Source organism: Alicyclobacillus acidocaldarius subsp. acidocaldarius DSM 446, from assembly GCF_000024285.1.
GTDB lineage: Bacteria > Bacillota > Bacilli > Alicyclobacillales > Alicyclobacillaceae > Alicyclobacillus > Alicyclobacillus acidocaldarius.
Window position 1 is genome coordinate 618,093 of record NC_013205.1, and the last position, 18,472, is coordinate 636,564.

Below are 18,472 nucleotides of genomic sequence, written 5' to 3' on the forward strand. Positions count from 1 at the left end.
TGTCCGTCATTCCCCCTGTCGAATGGGGAGGATGATGCAATATGCGTTTTCGTGAGGAGCAGTTAAAGGCGTTTAAGGCATTTCTCGTTGAGCATCCAGAATGCACACGTGAGGATGTGCGCGGGCTCGAGGCGCCTTGGTTTGTCGAATGGTTTCGAGGGACAAAGAGCCAACATTCGTGACGTTGGACGTGTGGCGCGGCAGGGGTGAGCCGTTATGGTTTATCTCTGCCGCCTTTTTTTGTCTTCCAATCCCCCTTTAAGCAGAAAGGGGGACTTCAAATGGATATTCGGCATCCGAAAGAACAGATCCAAAATTTCAAGTCGTTTCTCGTCGATAGACCGGTGTTTCGGCGGAGAGAGGTGTGGCCGACGTTTCTTCAGGCCCATTTCCAGCAGTGGTACACACCGGAGCGGGGATTGAAAGCGGCGGAAGATGTGTATTGGCATAGCTTTCTGCGTCGAGTGAGTTTCGATTCGGGTTCGAGAAAACGAATCATCTATCCGGTTCGGCTGCCGGGCGGCGAGTGGATCCACGTGGCAGTTCCCCTGGTGGATCGCGAGGATCCTATCCTGAGTTCGATTGTCTTTCGGCGAGTGCAGTCGGAAGACATCGAAAAGGCGATTCCCGAGCTTCAGGACTACTATCGGTACTTCCTGGAATACGGTGAACCCATCGCGAAGGTTGAAGATGGAAAGGTCATTAGGAAGACTGACGAGGTTGAGGTTTGACACGTTACGCCTGTGTGTCGATGGCAGTGATGCACAGGCGTCCTTCGACTTCGATTGTAGCACAGGAGGAAGAAGGATATGGACAAAGAGACGATCATCCAAGAGTTCCATTCGAAGTTCCGCGATTTGATCTTAGAACACATCGATAAAACCGACGATGAGATTGGTAAACTTGGAGAACCGCTTGCCGAGGCGTACGTCCGCAAGATGCTCGACGCTGACGAACTCATGCAGTTTACACAATGGGAGTACCTGCAGGGAGCGCTCGAATATCTACGCTCAGAAACCGAATATGTGCTTTGGTACTTTGAGCATCGTGACCGAATTCCCAGCGATATTCAGCCGTTGTATGAAGATGCAATCCAACGTGCTGACGAGCAGAAGCTGACCATCGCCCAGTTGGAAGAGACGTTGGAGCGGATCGAGCAGCACATTGAGAATGTAGAGGAGAACAAGAAGCGGATCATGCACAAACATATCGAGACATTGTGCGCGCAATTGTTTGACGCCAACGGTTTCGATTTTGTGATCCGAAAAGGCATGAGGAGACACCGTAGAAGGAACACCTTAAAATGGTAAACCGAAGTTGGCACCAACCTTTGGGGGCACCCCCCTGCCCGAGAGGGAGCGGGTGGGGCCATGAACGTAGCCGAAGCGCTGTCGCTGATGATCCAGTTTGGGTCATTTGTCGTTACCTGTTGACGCTCGTCGTGGCACTGGTCACCTTGCTGAAACGCAAGTAGCCGCCCCCAACGGTTAGCGCCCTTGGGACGGCTACTTGCCCGCAACACGAATACGGGCAGGGGCAACGCCCGAGGCGTTGGTGCCCGGGAGTCGGTGTTGCAGCACCGGCTCCTGTTTTCATTATACCTGGGAAAGCTGTCCACGTCGAAAATTTTGGCGATTTTGCCCTGCGAGCCACGCATGATCAGGAGGATGATGCGTGGTGAACATGGTGAGTCTCTGCGCTGGTGTCGGTTGCATCGACTTGGCGGCCTCGTGGTATGGGATCCGGACAGTGCTGTTCTGCGAGATCGATCCGTATTGCCAGCGAGTGCTCGCGAAACGATTCCCTGGAGTTCCAATTATCTCGGACATCCGCGACGTCACAGCCGACAGCGTTTGGGAGGCGACCGGGCTTGAGCAAATCGATATTGTTTGTGGAGGGTGGCCATGCCAGCCGCACAGTGTGGCTGGAAAACGATTGGGCGCTCAGGACGAACGGGATCTTTGGCTCGAGTTCCGGCGAGTGCTTCGCGATCTTAAGCCCAGATGGTTCGTGGGCGAAAATGTTCCGGGGATCCTGTCAACTGATGCTGGACGGTTCTTTGGAACCGTACTGCAGAACTTGGCCGAAATGGGGTTTGATGTACGATGGGGCGTGCATGGAGCATGTGACGTGGGTGCGCCACATCGACGAGACCGAGTGTTCTTACTGGCCCACGCCACAGGCGCGTGATTATCGAAAAGGCGATACTTTTGAGTCAGTACGAGCAAAACGCAAACGTGATAAGGAATGGTCTCCGAATTTGAACGACGTGATTCTTTGGGGAACGCCCAAGTCCAGCGAACATAAAGGGAGCAGCCCATACGGAAGTCCATCGTGGTGTCGAGATCTGAGGCGTTACAATCTAAAAGCACAGGTTATGAACCCCGATGCTCTTGGCCAACTGAATCCTGACTGGGTAGAGTGCTTGATGGGTCTTCCTGTCGGCTGGACGGACATTGACAAAGAGAACGAGGAATTGCGCGTAGTTCCGTGGCCTGCGGGTTATGGAGAAGAACAGTACGAGTGGGAGCCGCCGCGAACGACGACGACGCGACGCCATCGGGTCAAGCGCTTAAAAGCTCTTGGAAACGCAGTGGTGCCTGCGCAGATTGCGCCGGTATTTGCAGAACTGGTTCGTTTGGAGAACGAGCGGCAGCAAAATTGAAATCTCGCCCGCTTCGGCGGGCCTTTCTTTTTGTCCTGCACCACACACTCCATCGGGAGGAGGCGATCTCCTATGCAACAGACTTGGGCAGTCTTCGCAAACGGTACCCAAGTGCGTGTCTTCTGGGTCGACGGCGAACCGCTGTTTGACGCTATGGGCGTGTGTGAGGCGGTGGGTCTTCGCAACGTCGAGAAGGCGCTTCGACGGTTGGATGACGATGAGCAGGGCAGTGTGATTCTCGAAGGCCTAGACGGACGTGAGGAGATCCATGTGGTACGCGAGTCGGGTATGCTGCGCCTGTCACTCGTCGGCAAGGATGAACACGCGCGGGCTCTTCAACGCTGGGCGACGCGCGAGGTCCTGCCGAGCGTGATCCGCACTGGACGGTACGGCGAACCCGACATCGAACAAGAGCAACTGCAACTGCAAAAGGCGACGCTCTTGTTCAATACGTTGGCGATGTTCCGAGATCGACTTTTCGACGAGACTGTCCAGAACTTGGCGAACGCGATGGCTGATGTTCTACGGGGGTGAAGAAGAGTGGGCTTCATCCCCGGCAACCTGCTCATGTGGATCCTGTTCATGCTCTTTACGGTGTTGGGCCTGGACGTCGGAACCACCCTGTACGACAATACGGTGCTCCATCACGCGCTATTGTCTGTGGCGGATACGGCGGCCCAACAACTGCTGTTCCAAGATGGAGAAGACGAAGGCGCCATTAACATACCTCAAGCAGAAGCGGCTGGGAACGCGATGTGGCAACTGGAGCAATCCCAGATGGCCTGGGGTCCGTGGGATCAAGATGTGACTTACTCATTTTCTGCGAGTCCCAATGCGCCCCAAGGTTACGATGACACGGTGACGGTCTCGGTGACCTATGACAACCCCTGGTCGTTTTCCAACGCGTTTTTGCAGTGGTTCGGCGTCGCTCAAGTCTTCGACGACAAGGTTACGGTGAGCGCGACGCGTACGGTGCCGGAGGCGATGCAGGAGTAATCAAAATCCTGGGGTGATGCACGATGAGTAAGGTGCTCGCGGTTGCGCTTGGTACAACGCTAGGCGCAACGACGGCATGCGTTGGTTTTGGGAATGTTCCAGTTGTGGAAGCAGCGAGTTCGACGGTGACCCTGGCTCAATCGCAAGTCGTTTCAATTACCGGAGGATACAACACGACGACACAGGTGTACGAACAAACTGGAAACCAAATTACCCAAACACAGTTCGCGTTTGAAGGCCTTGTACAACTCAAAGCCAACGTTTGTTTGGAAGTCAATTCGACGGAGATCGTCTGCACGGTGTGTGGACCATATTCATGTAGCAGCAGTAAGAACAATCAGATTCCGAGTTCAGTGTACTTTTACCTGTCCAACGACGGGAATAACCCGGTTGTCACAGCGGAAACCAGTTCGGGCCTGGTGTATTGGGGGGATATCTACTTGGGCACTTGTTCTCCTCTTTATGACACCAACTGCCCGTCTGGAGATTACGTGGAGAGTGAACTGACCTACAATGGATCGCCTTGGGAATCTACGACACTCGAATACCCAAACCAAGAAGCATCTGAATATCCAAACGATAGCTTTCTGTTGCAACTCTCCGAAGGCAATGGTATCCCCTTGGTCTCTATTGTTCCGTTCTCGATCGTCACGACGCCTGTTATGGTTGGGTCACGACTACCGTGTGGCACCCTGTACAAATCACCTATAGCTGATCGTCCTTCATCCCCCTCTTCTCCCGGAGAGGGGGATTCGTATGTCCACGGTCGACACCATCCACGAGTACTTTGACGAACTCTATGCCCGGCTCGAAGACGAGAAGGAAAAAGTCGAAACGGCTCTTGACTTGTGTCAGAGGCTCGGGCTGCGGGTGCAGTTAGGGCGCAGCAAGGGGGACACGTGTCTTGCCAGTCTGGAGGGCGACGGCGTGTTCGCGGAGTGTGAAGCGCCCACGATGTCCGGTGCGCTCATGGGTGCGCTTTTGGCCATCCGCCAGCGGGGTGTCCTCCAATGATGCACCGCACCCATCAGGCGGCAGGTGTCCTTGCAGCGGCGGGGTTTCTCATGGCAAGCCACGTGCCCTTCATCTCCATCCCCGGCGTTTTGGGCATGGCGGCAGGGTACTTTGCCGCGCCGCTCCCGGACGTGGACAGCCCCAACAGCACGCCTGCGCGTATGTTGCCGCCCCTGGCTTGGGCGTGCGAACTCTTGCGCATCCCCCATCGCACTTTGACCCACACGGTGTGGGCGATAGGGGCCTTATTCCTGCTCGCGTGGTCGTTTCGACACGCGCATCTTGGGCATGCGGATCTGGGGCCTGTCATTATGGCGGCCTGGATCGGGGTGGCGACGCACCCGCTGGTCGACATGCTGACGCGTGCGGGTGTGCCGATCTTCTGGCCGCTTGGCCGCCGGTATCCGTTTCGCATTGCGTGGTTCGAAGCGGACGGGATCTTTGATCACATCTTTCACACCCTGTTCCTTCTCGGCACGCTCATCGTCGTAGTGATGTGGGCATCCGAAACGGTGCCTGCCATGCAGCACATGCTCGAACTTCTTCACCGCGTGGTGGATGCGGTGAAGAACGCGCGGCGTGTCTGACGAAGCCCGCATACAAGAAGGAGGCGATTTACGATGAACTTCGTCCGGCTTTCGAGCAGCATCACGGTGCAGGTCCCGGACACTACGGGCCAAGTGCAAAGCGATGTCTCGGGCATCATGCAGGCCATTCAGCCTGTTTTGGGGCCGATTCAGGCGGTGGCCTTCTTCGTCATTCTGGGTGTGGCGATTTTCTTGATCGGCCGTGCGCTTCGCAAGAAGCAGCACAAGGAGGCCGCGATCGAATTTGGGGTCACGCTGGTCCTGATGTTCATCGTCTTGGATCTCGGACAATTCATCAACATGCTCATCGGGATCTTCGGTGCCATTTCGCCGTCGAGTGGGGGTTGAGGGGTGTACTACCGTTCGTATCGCGAACTGTACCGGCGAAAGACGGAGATTCGCACCCTGGGGAGCGGCCCCGGGAAGATCGTGCTCGGAAAGTGGTTCCAACTCACTACTGACAGCTTTGTGATTATGACCATCTCGTGGGTCTTTCCGGGCTTTCCGATCGGATGGCTCCTCTATCACTGGGTTCCGCGCATCCCGCCTTTCGTCTGGGCAGGCGGCGTGGCGTTCGGACTTGGCGTACTCCTTGGGCGTTTGGACCTTCAGGGCAAGGCGTCGTGGCGTTGGATGCTTGACGCCTTGTCGTATCTTCTTCGCCCGCGCTGGCACGATGGCTGGCGCGGGCTGGACTGGACGTCCGCGCCCACTTGGCAAGCGCATGTATATGGCGTTGATCAGGGTACGGCTTACTCGACGCCAGCCACAGGCACAGGAAGTGTGCTTCGTCTCCATCGCCAGGCGCAGGTGACGGTGAAGCGCGGAGTGTGGACCGCACGGCGCGCGCCACACGGGCTTGCGCCAGGGACATACCGGATTCGCGATGGCCGTGTCACTCGTCAACTACCCCATAGCTAAAGCCAGGGGCTCGCTCGATCCCGACCATCGCCGGGAGAGCATCCGGGACGGTTGACCGCGCCCCCGAGTCAAGCGTCATGCGCTCTGGCTCTGCCGCAAGCATTCCAAGCCCTTTTGGGCGATCACGCGGCTTGCGGCCAGGTCGTCGTTGCAACGGTAGCCGCACCTCTTGCAGCGGAATTCGTGCCGCTTGCGGCTCCGGTTGGCAGGCTCGCAGTGCCCGCACTTCGGGCAGGTCTCGCTTGTGCCCGCAGGATCAACAAGCATGACGGCGATCCCGGCTTCCTCCGCCTTGTAGCGGATGAAGTCCGCCAATTGTCGGAACGACCAGCTCATGCGCCAGTATTGGTCTTTGAGCCGGAACCGGACAGACAAGTTGCTGCCCGTGAGGTCTTCCAGCACAATCAGCGGGCGCTGGCCTTGGGTTTGCGCGAATCGGATCACGGCCTTGGCAATTTGGTGATTGACGTCCGCCATGAAACGGGATTCTCTTCGACCAATCGCTTTCAGACGTCGTTTGGCCGAGCGAGTGCCTTTGCGCTGCAAGGACGCGCGCAGGCGGACGTAGCGGAGACGGGTCTGTTTGACCTTGCCGCCGCGAATGAACATCACCTGATTGCCGCAGGAAGCCGTGATGAGAAACCGCATGCCCTGGTCGATGCCGATCACGGCGTCAAAATCGCCGACGGGATCCGGCGCTGTCTTCGACACGGACACGTGCAAGTACCATCGGTGCCGTTTCTGCACCAGTTCGGCTGCGCCGAACGTCCAACCGTCCTGCAAGTACCGCAGGTAAGGAGGCTCGACATGGTAAGGGATCCGTAGCCGACCGTCGAACGTCGTGATGTGCGCCAAGCCGCTTCGCAGCACATACACCATCCTTGTTCCACTGGAACACGGGTTTGGCATGCTTGAACTTTGCCAGCGCGTTCGCGTTGCCGTTCGATTTCATGCTCTTGTACACCGCGGCGACGGTGCGACACACGGTGCAGGCCATCTGCGCACGCAGACCGAATCGGCTTCGGATGGTTCGGTACACAACGCGTTGCAGGGCAATCGCGTTGCGGATCCGACGCTCGTGGGCAATGCGGCTCACGTACTCCAGCGCTTGACGGTTGGCTTCAATCGTTCGAGCCAACGCAGACGCCTGCTCAGGCGTCGGTTCGAGTCGGACACGGATGGTGCGAGTGAGTTCCATGCCATTCACCTCCTTCCGCTAGGAAGGGGGAATGGCAGACAAAACGAAGGCCCTCCGATCAACCGGAGAGCCAACAAGAAAGGAGGGAGCGGCGCTCCTCCCCATGCCTAAAGGCAGGGGCTTCCGCGCCGCTTAAACTTGGTGAGGTTTTGAACCCCGCATTGGCGGTTTTTTTTTTGTCGGTCATCACCCTTACGAGGGAGAGGAGGTGCAGCATGTTCATCGAGAACGGGCTTGTCGTCGACGATCAAGGCCGCGCCTACGGGGTCTTCATCGTCTCACAGCAGGCGGGCGTCTCCGAGTCGATGGAGCGCGCGCAGATTTCGGCCCTGGAGCGTGGCTTGCGCGAGGTCGTCGGCGAATGGTGGGTGTTTTCACTCGCGCTCGGGCTTTCGCCCTCTGCGTGGGATGCGCGCCTTCCTCGTGGTGCCCATCCTTTGTGGCAAGCGCATCGCAAAGAGGCGGAAGCGGCTCTGCAAAACGAGCTCCCGTTTGAGCGCAAGGTCTACTTGGTCGTGCCACTTGATAGCCTGCGCATTCTCGAACTGGGCCTCTCGACCATCCGCCAGTTTGGGAAGACCGTCACCCAGGACGTATGGCGCGGTGTCCGGGACGCGCTTGCGGTCGTTTGGCCCACATCCGAAGTCACACTGGACCAACTGGCGCGGTGGGAGCGGGAACGAAAGCGCAAAGCCCAGGCGTTTTCGTCGTTCCTGCCTATTCGCCCTGCCACACTTCGGGAGATCGAGGCGTGGTGGCGGCACGGAGCGCACCGGGGGCTGATTGAGCCAGACAGTCGGTTGCCTCAAGGGTTGCCGAAAGTCGTCTCGGCCTCCGGTGTCGTGCACGTGGCGTACCCGCTTCAGACGCTGCTTCAGGAGGCGGCGTTTCGAGAGCGGGCCTTTCACCTGGAAGGCGAATTGCCGGATGGCCGCAAGACGTATCAGACCTTTTTCGCCATGCTGCGCGCGCCGCGCGAGATCCCGGCAGACAACCCGGTTGGACACGAGTGGATCTACGCAGCGGAACTCCTCGATTACCCCGTGGACATCGCGCTTCACATACGAGTGGAGGACTCGCGTTCGGCGCTTCGGCATCTGAGCCGAAAGAAGGGCATTGCGGAGGCGCAACTGGAGGAGTACGAAAGCGCCGGGGAAGAGGCGCCGCTAGAGCTTCTGGAAGAGCTCGATACGACGGCGGAACTCGAGCGGAATTTGCGGTTTGCGGGTTCGCTTGTTCACGTGAAGATGATCGTCGGCCTTGGCGCGCCGGATGAGGACACGCTTCGGCAGCGCGCCAAGCGCCTTCCGACGGACCTGGGCGACATCCAGCTTGTTCAGGCGCCGGGGGATCAACAACGGTTCTGGCAGGCGTTCTACCCGTGGGGACGGGGTGTGCAGACGGCGTATGAGATCCCAATGGACGCGGGGCTCTTTGCCGCGGCGTTGCCGTTTGCGACGCAAGGATTCGGCGATCCGCGCGGGATGCTTCTGGGGGAAACCAATCTGGGAAGGCCGGTCTTCTTCGATCCTCGGCGCCCCGCTCAAGAACTCGACCGTCCGCCCAGTGTGCTCATCTGCGGGACGCTCGGTTCGGGCAAAACCGTCACCACGGCTTTCATCACGGCTATGCTGTTGGCCCAAGGCGCGCGGGTCTTTGTCCAGGACCCGAAGGGGCATGACTATGACGGTTTGGCGCAACTCCCCAACATACGCTCGCGATTCCTTCGCATGACGCCGGACGAGGGGACGCCGATCAATCCTTGTCGTCTCGGCGTCCCTGGGGCGGAGCGCGGGGTGCTCGACATTCTGCTCAACGACACCACGGACCCGAATGTGCGCGACCTGCGGTCGATCCTCATTGGCCGGGCGGTCTCCGCGATGCACAAGGCCGGTGGGAAGCAAGATTTCTGGGCCATCGCGGAGGCGATCGAGGACATGGTGCGCCGGGAAAAGCGACCGGTGTATCGCGAGCAGGGAGAACTCTTGCTTGAACGTCTTGACGCGCTCTCGAAAGACGCGCTCGGGCGGCTTCTCTTCGCCGAAGACGATGGGATGACGCCGAGAGATTACGACCTCACCGTGGTTGCGACGAACGGCCTCTCGCTTCCCGGCGCGAACAGTACGGTGTGGAACGAGCAGGAACGCGTGAGCGTTGCGCTCTTCTACGCGGCAGCCACGATGGGGCTTGGGTATTTCTCGGGGCTCCCGAAAGACGTCGTAAAAGTGCTCGTGCTCGATGAGGCGTGGCAGTTGCGGCGCTTCCCGGCTGGGCGCGATCTCGTCGACCGATTGCTTCGCGTGTCTCGAAGCCTGAACATTATCCCCTTGATGCTCATGCAGAACGCGACGGACTTTGAGCAGTTCGGCGAGTCGATCACGGGCCTTTTCTCCTGGCGGTTTTGCATGCGCCAGCTTTCGCGCCCCGAGGTGGCGGCATCCCTTCGCATCTTGAACCTGCCGGACGACGAGGCGGCAGAGTGGGAGAAGACGTTCGGAGGTCTTGCGTCAGGCGAGGCAATGGCCATGGACGCTGAAGGGCGTGTCGCAAGGATTCAGGTGATCTTGCGTCCGTCCTGGCTGAAGGAACTTTTGTCCACGACACCCGGAGCCGGAAGGGGGTGAGCTGCGTTGCTCTTGCCGGATATCTCGAGCATCGCGCCGTATCCACCGGCGAACTACGCCTTTGACGCGAACGGGACCCTGGGGCGCTTCGACCCGATCTACATCTTCGCAAATCTGCTTTGGACCTTCTGTACGTTTCTCGTGCAGGTAAGCCTCGCCTTTTTCCAATGGGGCATCCAAGGCACGGCGCTCAGCGGACTGTTGGACGCGGTGCTTTCGGTCATCCATCTCGGGGTGAACACGCTCGAGCCCATTGCGTTTGTCCTTGCGCTCTTTGTGCTTGCGGGCATGTGGGTGTGGGACCTTTTGCGCAAGCGGCCCACGGTGATGTGGGCGCGGTTCGTGAAGATGTGCGCGACGCTCTTTGCAATCTGGATTTACGGCCACGTGAACGCGACCTTCGTCAACACCCTGAACAACGCGACTGATGAAACCGCCGCGTCGTTAGGGAATGTTGTCCTGAGCCTCACGCACCAGGGGGAGACAGTTTCGTCCGCAAGCACCACGTTGGAACAACAGATCTGGTCATCCCTCGTCCAAGTGCCCTGGGAACAAGGAGAGATGGGCGGTGACCTGTCCATTCGCTCCGACGATCTGTCAAGTGTGGAGGCATGCGCGACGTCGGGCGTGGACTGGAACAAGGTACAGACCACTGATAAGTGGGCAGACGCCCTCTTACAACTCCCAGTGGGGAACCAAGCGCGTAACTGCATGGCGGGGATTCTCAATTCGTCGAAGTACCCGACGGCGCAGCAGGCGTTCTCCTCGGGCAATCGTCTGAGTGTGACCCTGGCGGTGGGGTTCAACCTGCTCGGCCCGGTGCTCTTCCTCTTGGTGTTCGGACTTCTTGCGATGATCGCGCGAGCTGGATTCTTGATTACTTTGATGCTCGGCGTGTTTGTGCTGCCTGTGGAACTGTTCCCAGTGACCCGTACCTATGGGCGCACGTTACGCTGGGCGCTGACGGCGCTTGCGGGACTCGTCGGGACGGCTGTCATCGATCTCTACGTCGCCGTGGTCATCGTCGTGGGCGATGTGTTCCAAAACGCCATTCAGGGTGCGCCGCTCTTTCTCTCGATGTTGTGGCTAAACGTGCTCTACTTCGCGGCGATCTTCGTCTTCTTCTGGCTGTTGCGGCGGGCAAATCTTCGCAAGCGGATCCGGGAGACTGTGAAAAAAGTAGAACAACGTTTGCCGGATCGCGTACCCGTAGGTTTGGGCGAGTCGATTCAAATCACCAAGCCCGCTATGACGAAGGCGCTGCGAAGGTCAAGGACTTCCGCAGCCCAACGCATGCGGTCGGTAAGCAGTTCGGATCCGCGTGGAGGAGACGGCGGTCAAGGCGGCGGTGCCTCTGGCAACTTCGGCCCGCCGGGAAGCGGACCATCGAGTGGAACGGCTTCGGGTGGAGCCGCTTCCTCCTACAACGGACCGCCCAGTGGCAACTTTGGAGCTTCGGATGCGTCTGGACGAGACTCTTCGGATCCCGCCGCTGCGGCTAGTCTGATTCGCCTATCCGACCTAGACACGAACCGACGGACGCGCAAGGTGCCAGCGGTTGGACCCTCTGCGGAAGGTGGAAACCACGGGAAGGATCCCAACCCGCCGAAGAGTGATCCATTCGATTCCCGGAAAGGCCGTTTGCCGAAGCGCGCGCTCATGACGGATCAAACACGGCGCGTGCCGCTCCCACAAAGCCTCAAGGCCAAAGCGGCGGAAGCCGCGGCGGTTCTGGGGACAGCCGCGCTGGCCAAGGGCGCGGCCAAGGTCCTTCCCAAGGTTCGAAAGGCGACAGGTGCCGTCTTACGGAAGAACATGAGACGCGTACCAGTTCCCGAGTCGCTGCGCACGCCCGTGCTGGAACGCACTGCCGATCTTCGACGGCGGTGGGCCGAACGTCGAGGTCAGGCGTCACTTCGCATCCGGCGAGGCACGGGCGTCACATGGCACGAAGATGCCCGCCGTGTCCCAGTTCCGGACAAACTACGAGTCAAAGCGGAGAACGTCAAAGCCAAACTCGCGGAAAGCGCCGCAAGTGTGCCGATCAACGCACGCCGTGTCCCGGCAATGGGTGTCATTGGCACGCTTTCGCGCCGGCGCGTGCCGTTGCCTGAACAACTCCGGGTATTGAGAGAGCAGGCGAGGTCTCGGGGGCTTTCACGTCTGACGGATCCCGCGAATGCAGAGGCGTCACCCAGCGTCGAGGGACCGGCACACCGTGAGCAGCCTCGTGCAAACGCTCGGGCGAACGCTTCGGCGAACGCAATGGAGGCGGGGAAACAGGCGCAGGTTTCCACACGACCGAAACCAACACCGTCTGTGGGCACGCAGCGGGTGCGGCGGGCACTCGGCGTCGCGGGCCAGACGGCGCTCCAAACCTTCGCGATGGGCGCGGGCATGTCGGAGAAGGCCGAACAGACGATTCGAAGCGCGGTGTCCAAGACGGCGCGGGCGTTGCAGGCGTCGACGAAGCGGGTTCGAAGCGAAATGGACAAAACGAGCGCTCCAACCAAGCAATCTGCGCAACCGGGCGCCGAGCGTATGCCGAAGTCTTCGAGCAACACCAAGGTGCAGCCCGTACATGCAGACGAGTTGCGTAGGGAATCTCAGGGCAAGTCTAACACGACGCTCTCCGTCACAGCGCCGCAACCCACGAACCGCTCCACGCCGTCAGTTGCGACTGCGATCTCACGGCCCACGGTGAAACCAACGGTGAAGAGCGAGTCGGCGACATTCAAGGCAGTGGGAGACAAGCGAGCGACAAACGAGCCTCAGCCGTCCGCCAGTAGTCAAGAGAAGGTGACGACACAAGATCCGTCGAAATCACAGACAACCGTGTCTTCTGGGATCAAGATAACGAAGCGTTCAGCGCCCTCCGGTGCGGTGCAACGTCCGTCGGTTCGCCGCGAGCGTCCGCGCATACGATCTCAAGAATCTACAAACGAGACGCCAGCGACCACGCCTCCTTCCACCGCGCAACCGATTGTCAAGCGCACACTTACCACGAAGCGAACGCCGCCCAAATCCTAAAATCGTGTCCTGCAACCCCCTTTCTTGTAGAGAGGGGGTTTTTGTGTGGCAAAGATCGCATTTCTCTGTCCACGAGAGGAGATTGTGACGTGGCTTGAGGCGGAGTCCGCAGCGTTTCCGTATGAAGTCGTGCAAGAACCGTCGACAGCGGATGCCTGTGTGGTATTGGCTGGGGATGAAGAGGAAGCGGCGTGGGCCGCTGCAAGGATTCCAGACGGTAAGCCGGTCTTGTGGTTCGGGGGGTTGCCGGAGACACCGTTGAACCTCGTGTATCACGATCCGGAACTGAGTGAAGGCACCTTGGACGACATGCTCGATCAGGCGCAGACCTATCACGAGCGGCTCGAAGCGGACAAACCGAAGCGACCGTCGCTTCGTCGTCCATCGCTGAGACGTCCGCCGGAGCCAGCAAATGACGAGGCGGAAGCATCCGAAGACCATGAGGTGACCGAGGACCGCGTTTCGGAAGAGGAGGCGTCACCGCGGACAGGGGCGTCTCGGGCCAGGCTTCGTCGCACGCATGGGGAGGCGCGGGAGGATGAGCCTCGCGACGACGAAGCGAGGGTGAAACGGGCGGAGCGGGCGGAGATCGCAGTCGGTGGTGTGACAGCAGCGTGGTTTGCGTGGCAGTTGGCGGCGTTCATGGAACGTCCACTTTACGCCGCTGTCGAGACCGAGGACTTTGCGGAGTGGTACGCGCCGCATGCGAAGTGGCAGGGAGAGCCGGGCGTCGTCTACACCGGTCGCAGGCCTAACACCGTCTGGCAACAAGCCCGCGTTCGCATTTGGGTGACGACGCTTGACCCGGCGCATGTGGTGAGGATCCCGACGGACACGACGCATCTAGTGGTGAATCGTGTGCCGGATGGCTTTCCGGTGGAACCCGAGGTCGCGATTGGGCGCAAGGTGAGCCTTGTGATCCCTGAGCGTTCCCGGAGCGTGCTTCGGGCGTTGTATCAAGGGCAGCCGTGGATCCTGCATCAGTCGCCAAGCGTGCTGGATGCGTGGAGCGCGTTCCTTGGCACATTGACATCTTCGTCCACGGCAGCCGTTGTCTCGAAGGAGGAGGAATCGGAGTGGACTATATCCTGGTGATTCCGGCGGGGCATAGCCCGGTCTTGGCGCAGGCCGTCGAGGCGTGGCGCATCGCACCTGTGGAGGTCGCGCACAACCCAAGCGAATTGACGAGCATCACGGAGGAGAAGGGCGAGCCGCGCATGCTCGTGATCGGGGCAACCATGCCAAATCTCGTGCCGAACGTCGCAGCCATGCGCAGGCGGTTTCCGAACGCCAAGATCATCGTGGCGGGGAGCCTGACGCCCGAGCAATTGCGCGACATCCAAGCGGATGACGTGGTGCGATTCCCTTTCCCGGTCGGGTATCGCCCCGAGGAAGACCCGGTGTGGACGCCCATGCAGGCGGCGAGAACCGTCGGACGGGAAGAGACCGAAAAGCCAATGGGCAAGGACCGGGTGGTGCTGGTGACGTCGGCGAAAGGTGGAGACGGGAAGACCACGGTGGCGATGCAACTCGCGCTATGGCTCGCGAAGCAGAAGGTGCCGGTGGTCGTGATTGATGCGGACTACGCCGGGAACACACACGAGTGGTTGAATGTGCCAAATCCCGCACAGTCCATTGCGGCGTTTGAACGGGACACGCCGTTTGATCGGGCGGCGTTCGAGGGGCTTTTGGTCGCGCGAAACGGCGTCAAGGTCTTGCCTCATGCGCGCGTCGTCACACCGGACATGTTGGCGCGGGCGATTCGCACGGCGAAGGCGTTCTATCCGGTTGTCATCGTGGATATGCACCAAGGGCTGACGCCGCAACTGCTTGTGGCTAAAGACTTTGCTACTCACCTACTCATCATGACGACGGCTTCTGAACGCCGTATCCCATCCACGGTGCAGTTCGTGGACGAGGTGAAGCGATACGACACGCCAGCGAAACTGCGGGTGATCGTAAACCGTGTGAAAGACGAGGACGAGGTGCGCCGGGTGCGCGCGGCACTGGAAGATTACAAGACCCCGATCTTGACGCTGCCTTTCCAAGAGGGGCTTTTGATCGACGACGATCCAGAGTTTGTCCCGATCGAGGGCAGCAAAGGCAAGGATCCCTATCCGTCAGCTTTCCGCAAAATGGCCGTTCGGGCGCTTGATTGGGAAGCGCCGAAAGGCGCGGAACGATCCGAGGTGGAGGAAGTGAAGGCCAACAAGTCGGACACCAAGGCAGCGAAAAAACCGGGTTTCTTCGCGGCGCTCTTTGGCGGCGGTAAGGCGAAAAAGCTGAAGAAGAAGGGAGGGAAGCGCTGATGCGCAAGTCCGGCAAGTCAGCAAGGGTCAATGTGCGGCCGGGCACGGCGTGGATCGCCGGGCTTGCGGCGCTGGGGCTTGTGACGGCGTTTGTCATGGACCGTGTGGCAACCCACAAAGTGCCGATGGCAACGGCGTATGTCGCCTCGCATGATCTCACGGTCGGGGAGACCATCGGGGCGAAGGATGTGACGCGCACGGTCGTGCCGGTCTCGACGCTGCCGCCTGGCGCGCTCACCGCGTCGCCGATCGGCAAAACGGTCACGGCGCCGGTGTACCAAGGCCAAGTGCTCGTGGGCGGTGATCTGGGACACATGGGGGGCGTGAACGGCGTCATGCGCCTCTACGGCATGCAGACGCGCGCTTATCCGTTGACGTTGAGCACGCAGTCGGTGCCCATGACGGACATCTCCGTGGGACAGGCGGTGGATGTGATCGCGCAGATGCCGTCGCCAAACGGAGCGGGCAATGTCACAAAACTCGTGGCGCAGAACGCGCCGGTGATTGCGGTGGCGACGGCGCAAGATGTGATCTTAGTCGGGGTGACGGACAGCGAAGCGCTCCAAATGGCGAATGCCACCAAGCTCTACGTTGCGCTGAGTCCCGAGACCCCGTGGGTGCCTGCTGAGACGGCGACGACCACGACGCAATCCTCGACCACGATACCAACGAACAACACTGGCAATGGTACGGTGAATCCCCCTTCAGCCGGAGGCACGACGAACTCGACAAGCGTAGCGTCGTCTGGGTCATCGAAGACCGCGGCAAAGCCTAAAGGAGTGAAGAGACCTTGAATCAGCCATGGACCAAGGACGAGATCAACTGGACTAAGGAGCAGGAAGCCTGGAAAATGCTTGAGACCTGGGAGGGCGAGGACGAGCAATACTTCCGCTGGGAGGAAGAACTGCTCCAGGAGCTTCAGGTCATCATGAACCGCGAAGGGGAAGACGCGGATCGGTCGGAACTCGCGCGCGAAGCGCAACTCATGCAGATTGCGCGCTCGAAGCCGCACATTCCGGCGCGGGCACATCGACAGCTTGTGAAGAGCATCCTCGACGACATGTTCCGGTTGGGGCCGCTTCAGCCGCTTTGGGCGCGATCTGACGTGTCGGACATTCAGATTTTTGTGCCGTACAACTCGAACCAAGAGCAAATCATCATGTACACCGACCGCAAGGGGCGTCATCTCTACACAGGCCGTGGTTTTCGCAACTACGCCCACGCGCGGTCGTGGCTGGATCGACACTTGGCGGTTCTGGGCCAAAAGTACGACCGAGGGCTCACACCCTCGCTTGACGCCACTTTTCCGAACGGTGAACGGTTGCACGTGATCTCGGGCGTCAGCGCGTACTCCCGTTGGCGAGATGGGCGGTACGAACTGGCGGAGTGCATGATCATCTCCGTTCGTCGGTTCATTCAGGCGTTCTCACTCGCAGAGCTCACGGAAGAAGACATCGACACGCTCGCAGAGGAAATGGCGTTGGAGCTTGTGATGGCGCAGCAAAGGCGCGTAGTGGCGCGCGTTGTCCCGACGGCAACACGGTATCACGGCAAGATGATGGATAAGGCAACGGCGGACTATCTCCGGATCATGGTCCAGATGGGGAAGAACCATCTGATCGCCGGGGGCACGGGCGCGGGGAAGTCGACGCTGGCGAACGCGCTCACGGCCATGCTGCCGCAAGGCACGGTGCTTCTCGTGATGGAGGAATCCTACGAGCTTCAGCCGCAAAACGACCTCCATGTGATTCGGATTTGTCAGCGCGAGGGCGTGTTTACCTTGGTGGACGCGATGAAGGCGGCGCTGCGGATGTTCCCGGACAGGCTCTTCATCGCCGAGGTGCGCGATGATCTCGCGTATGTGTTCTTGCGCGCGATTCAGTCCGGGCACGATGGGTCTTCGACGACGATTCACGCGAGTGATTGCGCGTCGGCGATTGAGACGATGATTCACTACGCGGCGGCGCATCCGTCCCATCCAGACCGGGAGATGGTACGGAAGATCCTGTTTGACCGCGTGCATACCGTCGTGCATATCAGCCGAGTGGACCAATATCGTTTTGTCGACGAAGTGGTCGAACTTCGGCCCGATGGAACGCTCCAAACCGTTTCACGCTTCATCCAGACCGGCGTCGAGGGGAAGCGTCCCGTAGGCTACTGGGTCTTCTATGGCCCGTCTCAAGACTTCCTCGACGAGATGGCGCGCCGAGGGATCCCGATCCCTGCGTCGTGGCGTGTCGAAGTGTCGGACGATACCGACGGAGTTGAGGAGGCTGTTGGGTGATGGGATCGTTGCTCTATCTCCTCTTCCCGGCGCTCTTTGTGGGCGCGTATTTGGCGCGGTGGGACGTGAAGACACGCGCTGAACGCCGGATGCGAAAACGGTTTGGGCGTCAGACCAAGAAACCCGCGCCGATGTGGGTGCGGAAACTCGTTCGACGCGGGACGATCTTCTGGACGGTCTTCGCGGCGGGACTCGGTGCGGTCACGGCCATTTACGTCCTGCACATGCCTGTCGCGTTTGGCATTGTGGCGGGCGGCGCGTTGCCAGCGTTCGCGATCGAGATCTATCAGGAGCGGTGGATGGTACGGTACGAGGACGGCGTCCGTCAGGCGGTGGAGCTCGGCACGGGCATCGTCGAAGCGGGCGGGACGGTGGAGGAGTGGATCTTGCAAGGCGAGCGTGAGATCGAAGGCCCCCTTCAAGCGGTCTTTGCTCGCGGCGCGCAACAGGTGCGCGAGCGGTTGTCGGTGGCAGATTGGCTGCGATACACGGCAGACACCACGCCGAGTAACTACTGGTCGTATGTCTGTAACGGCGTGCTGTCACATCTGGATTCGGGCGGCGATTTGGTACGGTTTTTCGTTGAAGTCGCTCGTGAGCTTCAGGTGCGAGAGAAGTACCGTCGCGTCATGGCACAACAGCGCAAAGAGGCGACGCAGCTCCTCCTCGCGATGCTCGTCTCGCCCGCGGCGCTCTATCTCATGTTTCGACGGACCCTCGACAACCTGATGCAAGCCGAACCGTTCACGCAGGTGCTCTTTGCGGTCGCGCTCGTGGGGTATGTGGTGCTGTTCTGGTTTGCGCGGCGCATGGCAAGAGCCAAGGAGATGATTTGATTGCTCTA

At 59.8% G+C, this 18,472-nt stretch carries 21 protein-coding genes and 1 pseudogene; 19 read left to right on the top strand and 3 right to left on the bottom strand.

What is annotated here, in order from left to right; all coding sequences use genetic code 11:
* The first annotated feature begins 281 nt into the window (after window positions 1-281).
* The 12 genes from AACI_RS02865 to AACI_RS02905 all read left to right on the top strand — a co-directional run bounded on the left by AACI_RS02865 (window position 282) and on the right by AACI_RS02905 (window position 6,183).
* Window positions 282-731, top strand: a complete 450-nt coding sequence (locus AACI_RS02865; protein ID WP_012809976.1) for a hypothetical protein — start codon at window positions 282-284, stop codon at window positions 729-731.
* 78 nt (window positions 732-809) lie between these two features.
* Window positions 810-1,310 carry a hypothetical protein gene (locus AACI_RS02870; RefSeq protein ID WP_012809977.1) on the top strand — a complete coding sequence of 167 codons (501 nt, stop codon included), beginning with the start codon at window positions 810-812 and terminating at the stop codon, window positions 1,308-1,310.
* 60 nt (window positions 1,311-1,370) lie between these two features.
* Window positions 1,371-1,433, top strand: a complete 63-nt coding sequence (locus AACI_RS17205; RefSeq protein ID WP_369699958.1) for a putative holin-like toxin — start codon at window positions 1,371-1,373, stop codon at window positions 1,431-1,433.
* A 250-nt stretch (window positions 1,434-1,683) separates the two neighbouring features.
* Window positions 1,684-2,190, top strand: a complete 507-nt coding sequence (locus AACI_RS17210; protein ID WP_394295649.1) for a DNA cytosine methyltransferase — start codon at window positions 1,684-1,686, stop codon at window positions 2,188-2,190.
* Entirely contained in the window at window positions 2,117-2,665 is a 549-nt protein-coding gene (locus AACI_RS16280; protein ID WP_148213724.1) for a hypothetical protein, read from the top strand. Before AACI_RS17210 ends, AACI_RS16280 begins: the two co-directional genes overlap by 74 nt.
* A gap of 72 nt (window positions 2,666-2,737) precedes the next feature.
* Window positions 2,738-3,199, top strand: a complete 462-nt coding sequence (locus tag AACI_RS02880; protein ID WP_012809979.1) for a phage repressor protein — start codon at window positions 2,738-2,740, stop codon at window positions 3,197-3,199.
* Between the two features lie 33 nt (window positions 3,200-3,232).
* A complete protein-coding gene (locus tag AACI_RS02885) occupies window positions 3,233-3,661 on the top strand; it encodes a hypothetical protein (RefSeq protein ID WP_245530679.1) in 429 nt (142 codons plus the stop codon).
* 23 nt (window positions 3,662-3,684) lie between these two features.
* On the top strand, window positions 3,685-4,452 hold the full coding sequence (locus AACI_RS16285) for a hypothetical protein (protein ID WP_148213725.1): 768 nt from the start codon (window positions 3,685-3,687) through the stop codon (window positions 4,450-4,452).
* Window positions 4,418-4,675, top strand: a complete 258-nt coding sequence (locus tag AACI_RS02890) for a hypothetical protein (protein WP_012809981.1) — start codon at window positions 4,418-4,420, stop codon at window positions 4,673-4,675. The genes AACI_RS16285 and AACI_RS02890 overlap by 35 nt, the downstream gene beginning before the upstream one ends.
* Window positions 4,676-4,725: 50 nt before the next feature.
* Window positions 4,726-5,262, top strand: a complete 537-nt coding sequence (locus AACI_RS02895; RefSeq protein ID WP_245530680.1) for a metal-dependent hydrolase — start codon at window positions 4,726-4,728, stop codon at window positions 5,260-5,262.
* A 33-nt stretch (window positions 5,263-5,295) separates the two neighbouring features.
* A complete protein-coding gene (locus tag AACI_RS02900; protein WP_012809983.1) occupies window positions 5,296-5,610 on the top strand; it encodes a hypothetical protein in 315 nt (104 codons plus the stop codon).
* Between the two features lie 3 nt (window positions 5,611-5,613).
* The gene (locus tag AACI_RS02905; RefSeq protein WP_012809984.1) at window positions 5,614-6,183 is read left to right on the top strand and encodes a hypothetical protein; all 570 of its coding nucleotides are present in this window, start codon (window positions 5,614-5,616) and stop codon (window positions 6,181-6,183) included.
* A 75-nt stretch (window positions 6,184-6,258) separates the two neighbouring features.
* On the opposite strand, the gene AACI_RS02910 is transcribed toward AACI_RS02905, so the two are convergent.
* The 3 genes and pseudogenes from AACI_RS02910 to AACI_RS16745 form a co-directional block, all read right to left on the bottom strand.
* On the bottom strand, window positions 6,259-7,062 hold the full coding sequence (locus AACI_RS02910) for an RNA-guided endonuclease InsQ/TnpB family protein (RefSeq protein ID WP_049763292.1): 804 nt from the start codon (window positions 7,060-7,062) through the stop codon (window positions 6,259-6,261).
* Between the two features lie 268 nt (window positions 7,063-7,330).
* A pseudogene (locus tag AACI_RS16845) lies at window positions 7,331-7,381 on the bottom strand (hypothetical protein); the annotation flags it as partial.
* A gap of 58 nt (window positions 7,382-7,439) precedes the next feature.
* Window positions 7,440-7,604, bottom strand: coding sequence for a hypothetical protein (locus tag AACI_RS16745; protein WP_218917108.1), 165 nt, complete (start codon window positions 7,602-7,604; stop codon window positions 7,440-7,442).
* Between AACI_RS16745 and AACI_RS02915 the strand changes: the two genes are divergently transcribed.
* From AACI_RS02915 to AACI_RS02945, 7 genes are read left to right on the top strand one after another with little or no spacing between them, the layout of a single operon-like run.
* Window positions 7,597-10,005 carry an ATP-binding protein gene (locus tag AACI_RS02915; protein ID WP_012809985.1) on the top strand — a complete coding sequence of 803 codons (2,409 nt, stop codon included), beginning with the start codon at window positions 7,597-7,599 and terminating at the stop codon, window positions 10,003-10,005. The genes AACI_RS16745 and AACI_RS02915 overlap by 8 nt on opposite strands.
* Window positions 10,006-10,011: 6 nt before the next feature.
* Window positions 10,012-13,035, top strand: coding sequence for a hypothetical protein (locus tag AACI_RS02920; RefSeq protein WP_012809986.1), 3,024 nt, complete (start codon window positions 10,012-10,014; stop codon window positions 13,033-13,035).
* A gap of 45 nt (window positions 13,036-13,080) precedes the next feature.
* The gene (locus AACI_RS02925; protein ID WP_012809987.1) at window positions 13,081-14,130 is read left to right on the top strand and encodes a hypothetical protein; all 1,050 of its coding nucleotides are present in this window, start codon (window positions 13,081-13,083) and stop codon (window positions 14,128-14,130) included.
* Entirely contained in the window at window positions 14,112-15,344 is a 1,233-nt protein-coding gene (locus tag AACI_RS02930) for an AAA family ATPase (RefSeq protein ID WP_245530681.1), read from the top strand. The genes AACI_RS02925 and AACI_RS02930 overlap by 19 nt, the downstream gene beginning before the upstream one ends.
* Window positions 15,344-16,138 carry an SAF domain-containing protein gene (locus AACI_RS02935; RefSeq protein WP_012809989.1) on the top strand — a complete coding sequence of 265 codons (795 nt, stop codon included), beginning with the start codon at window positions 15,344-15,346 and terminating at the stop codon, window positions 16,136-16,138. The genes AACI_RS02930 and AACI_RS02935 overlap by 1 nt, the downstream gene beginning before the upstream one ends.
* Entirely contained in the window at window positions 16,135-17,628 is a 1,494-nt protein-coding gene (locus AACI_RS02940) for an ATPase, T2SS/T4P/T4SS family (protein ID WP_012809990.1), read from the top strand. The genes AACI_RS02935 and AACI_RS02940 overlap by 4 nt, the downstream gene beginning before the upstream one ends.
* Complete coding sequence (locus AACI_RS02945) at window positions 17,628-18,464, top strand: type II secretion system F family protein (protein WP_012809991.1); 837 nt, start codon at window positions 17,628-17,630, stop codon at window positions 18,462-18,464. The genes AACI_RS02940 and AACI_RS02945 overlap by 1 nt, the downstream gene beginning before the upstream one ends.
* Window positions 18,465-18,472 lie beyond the last annotated feature (8 nt).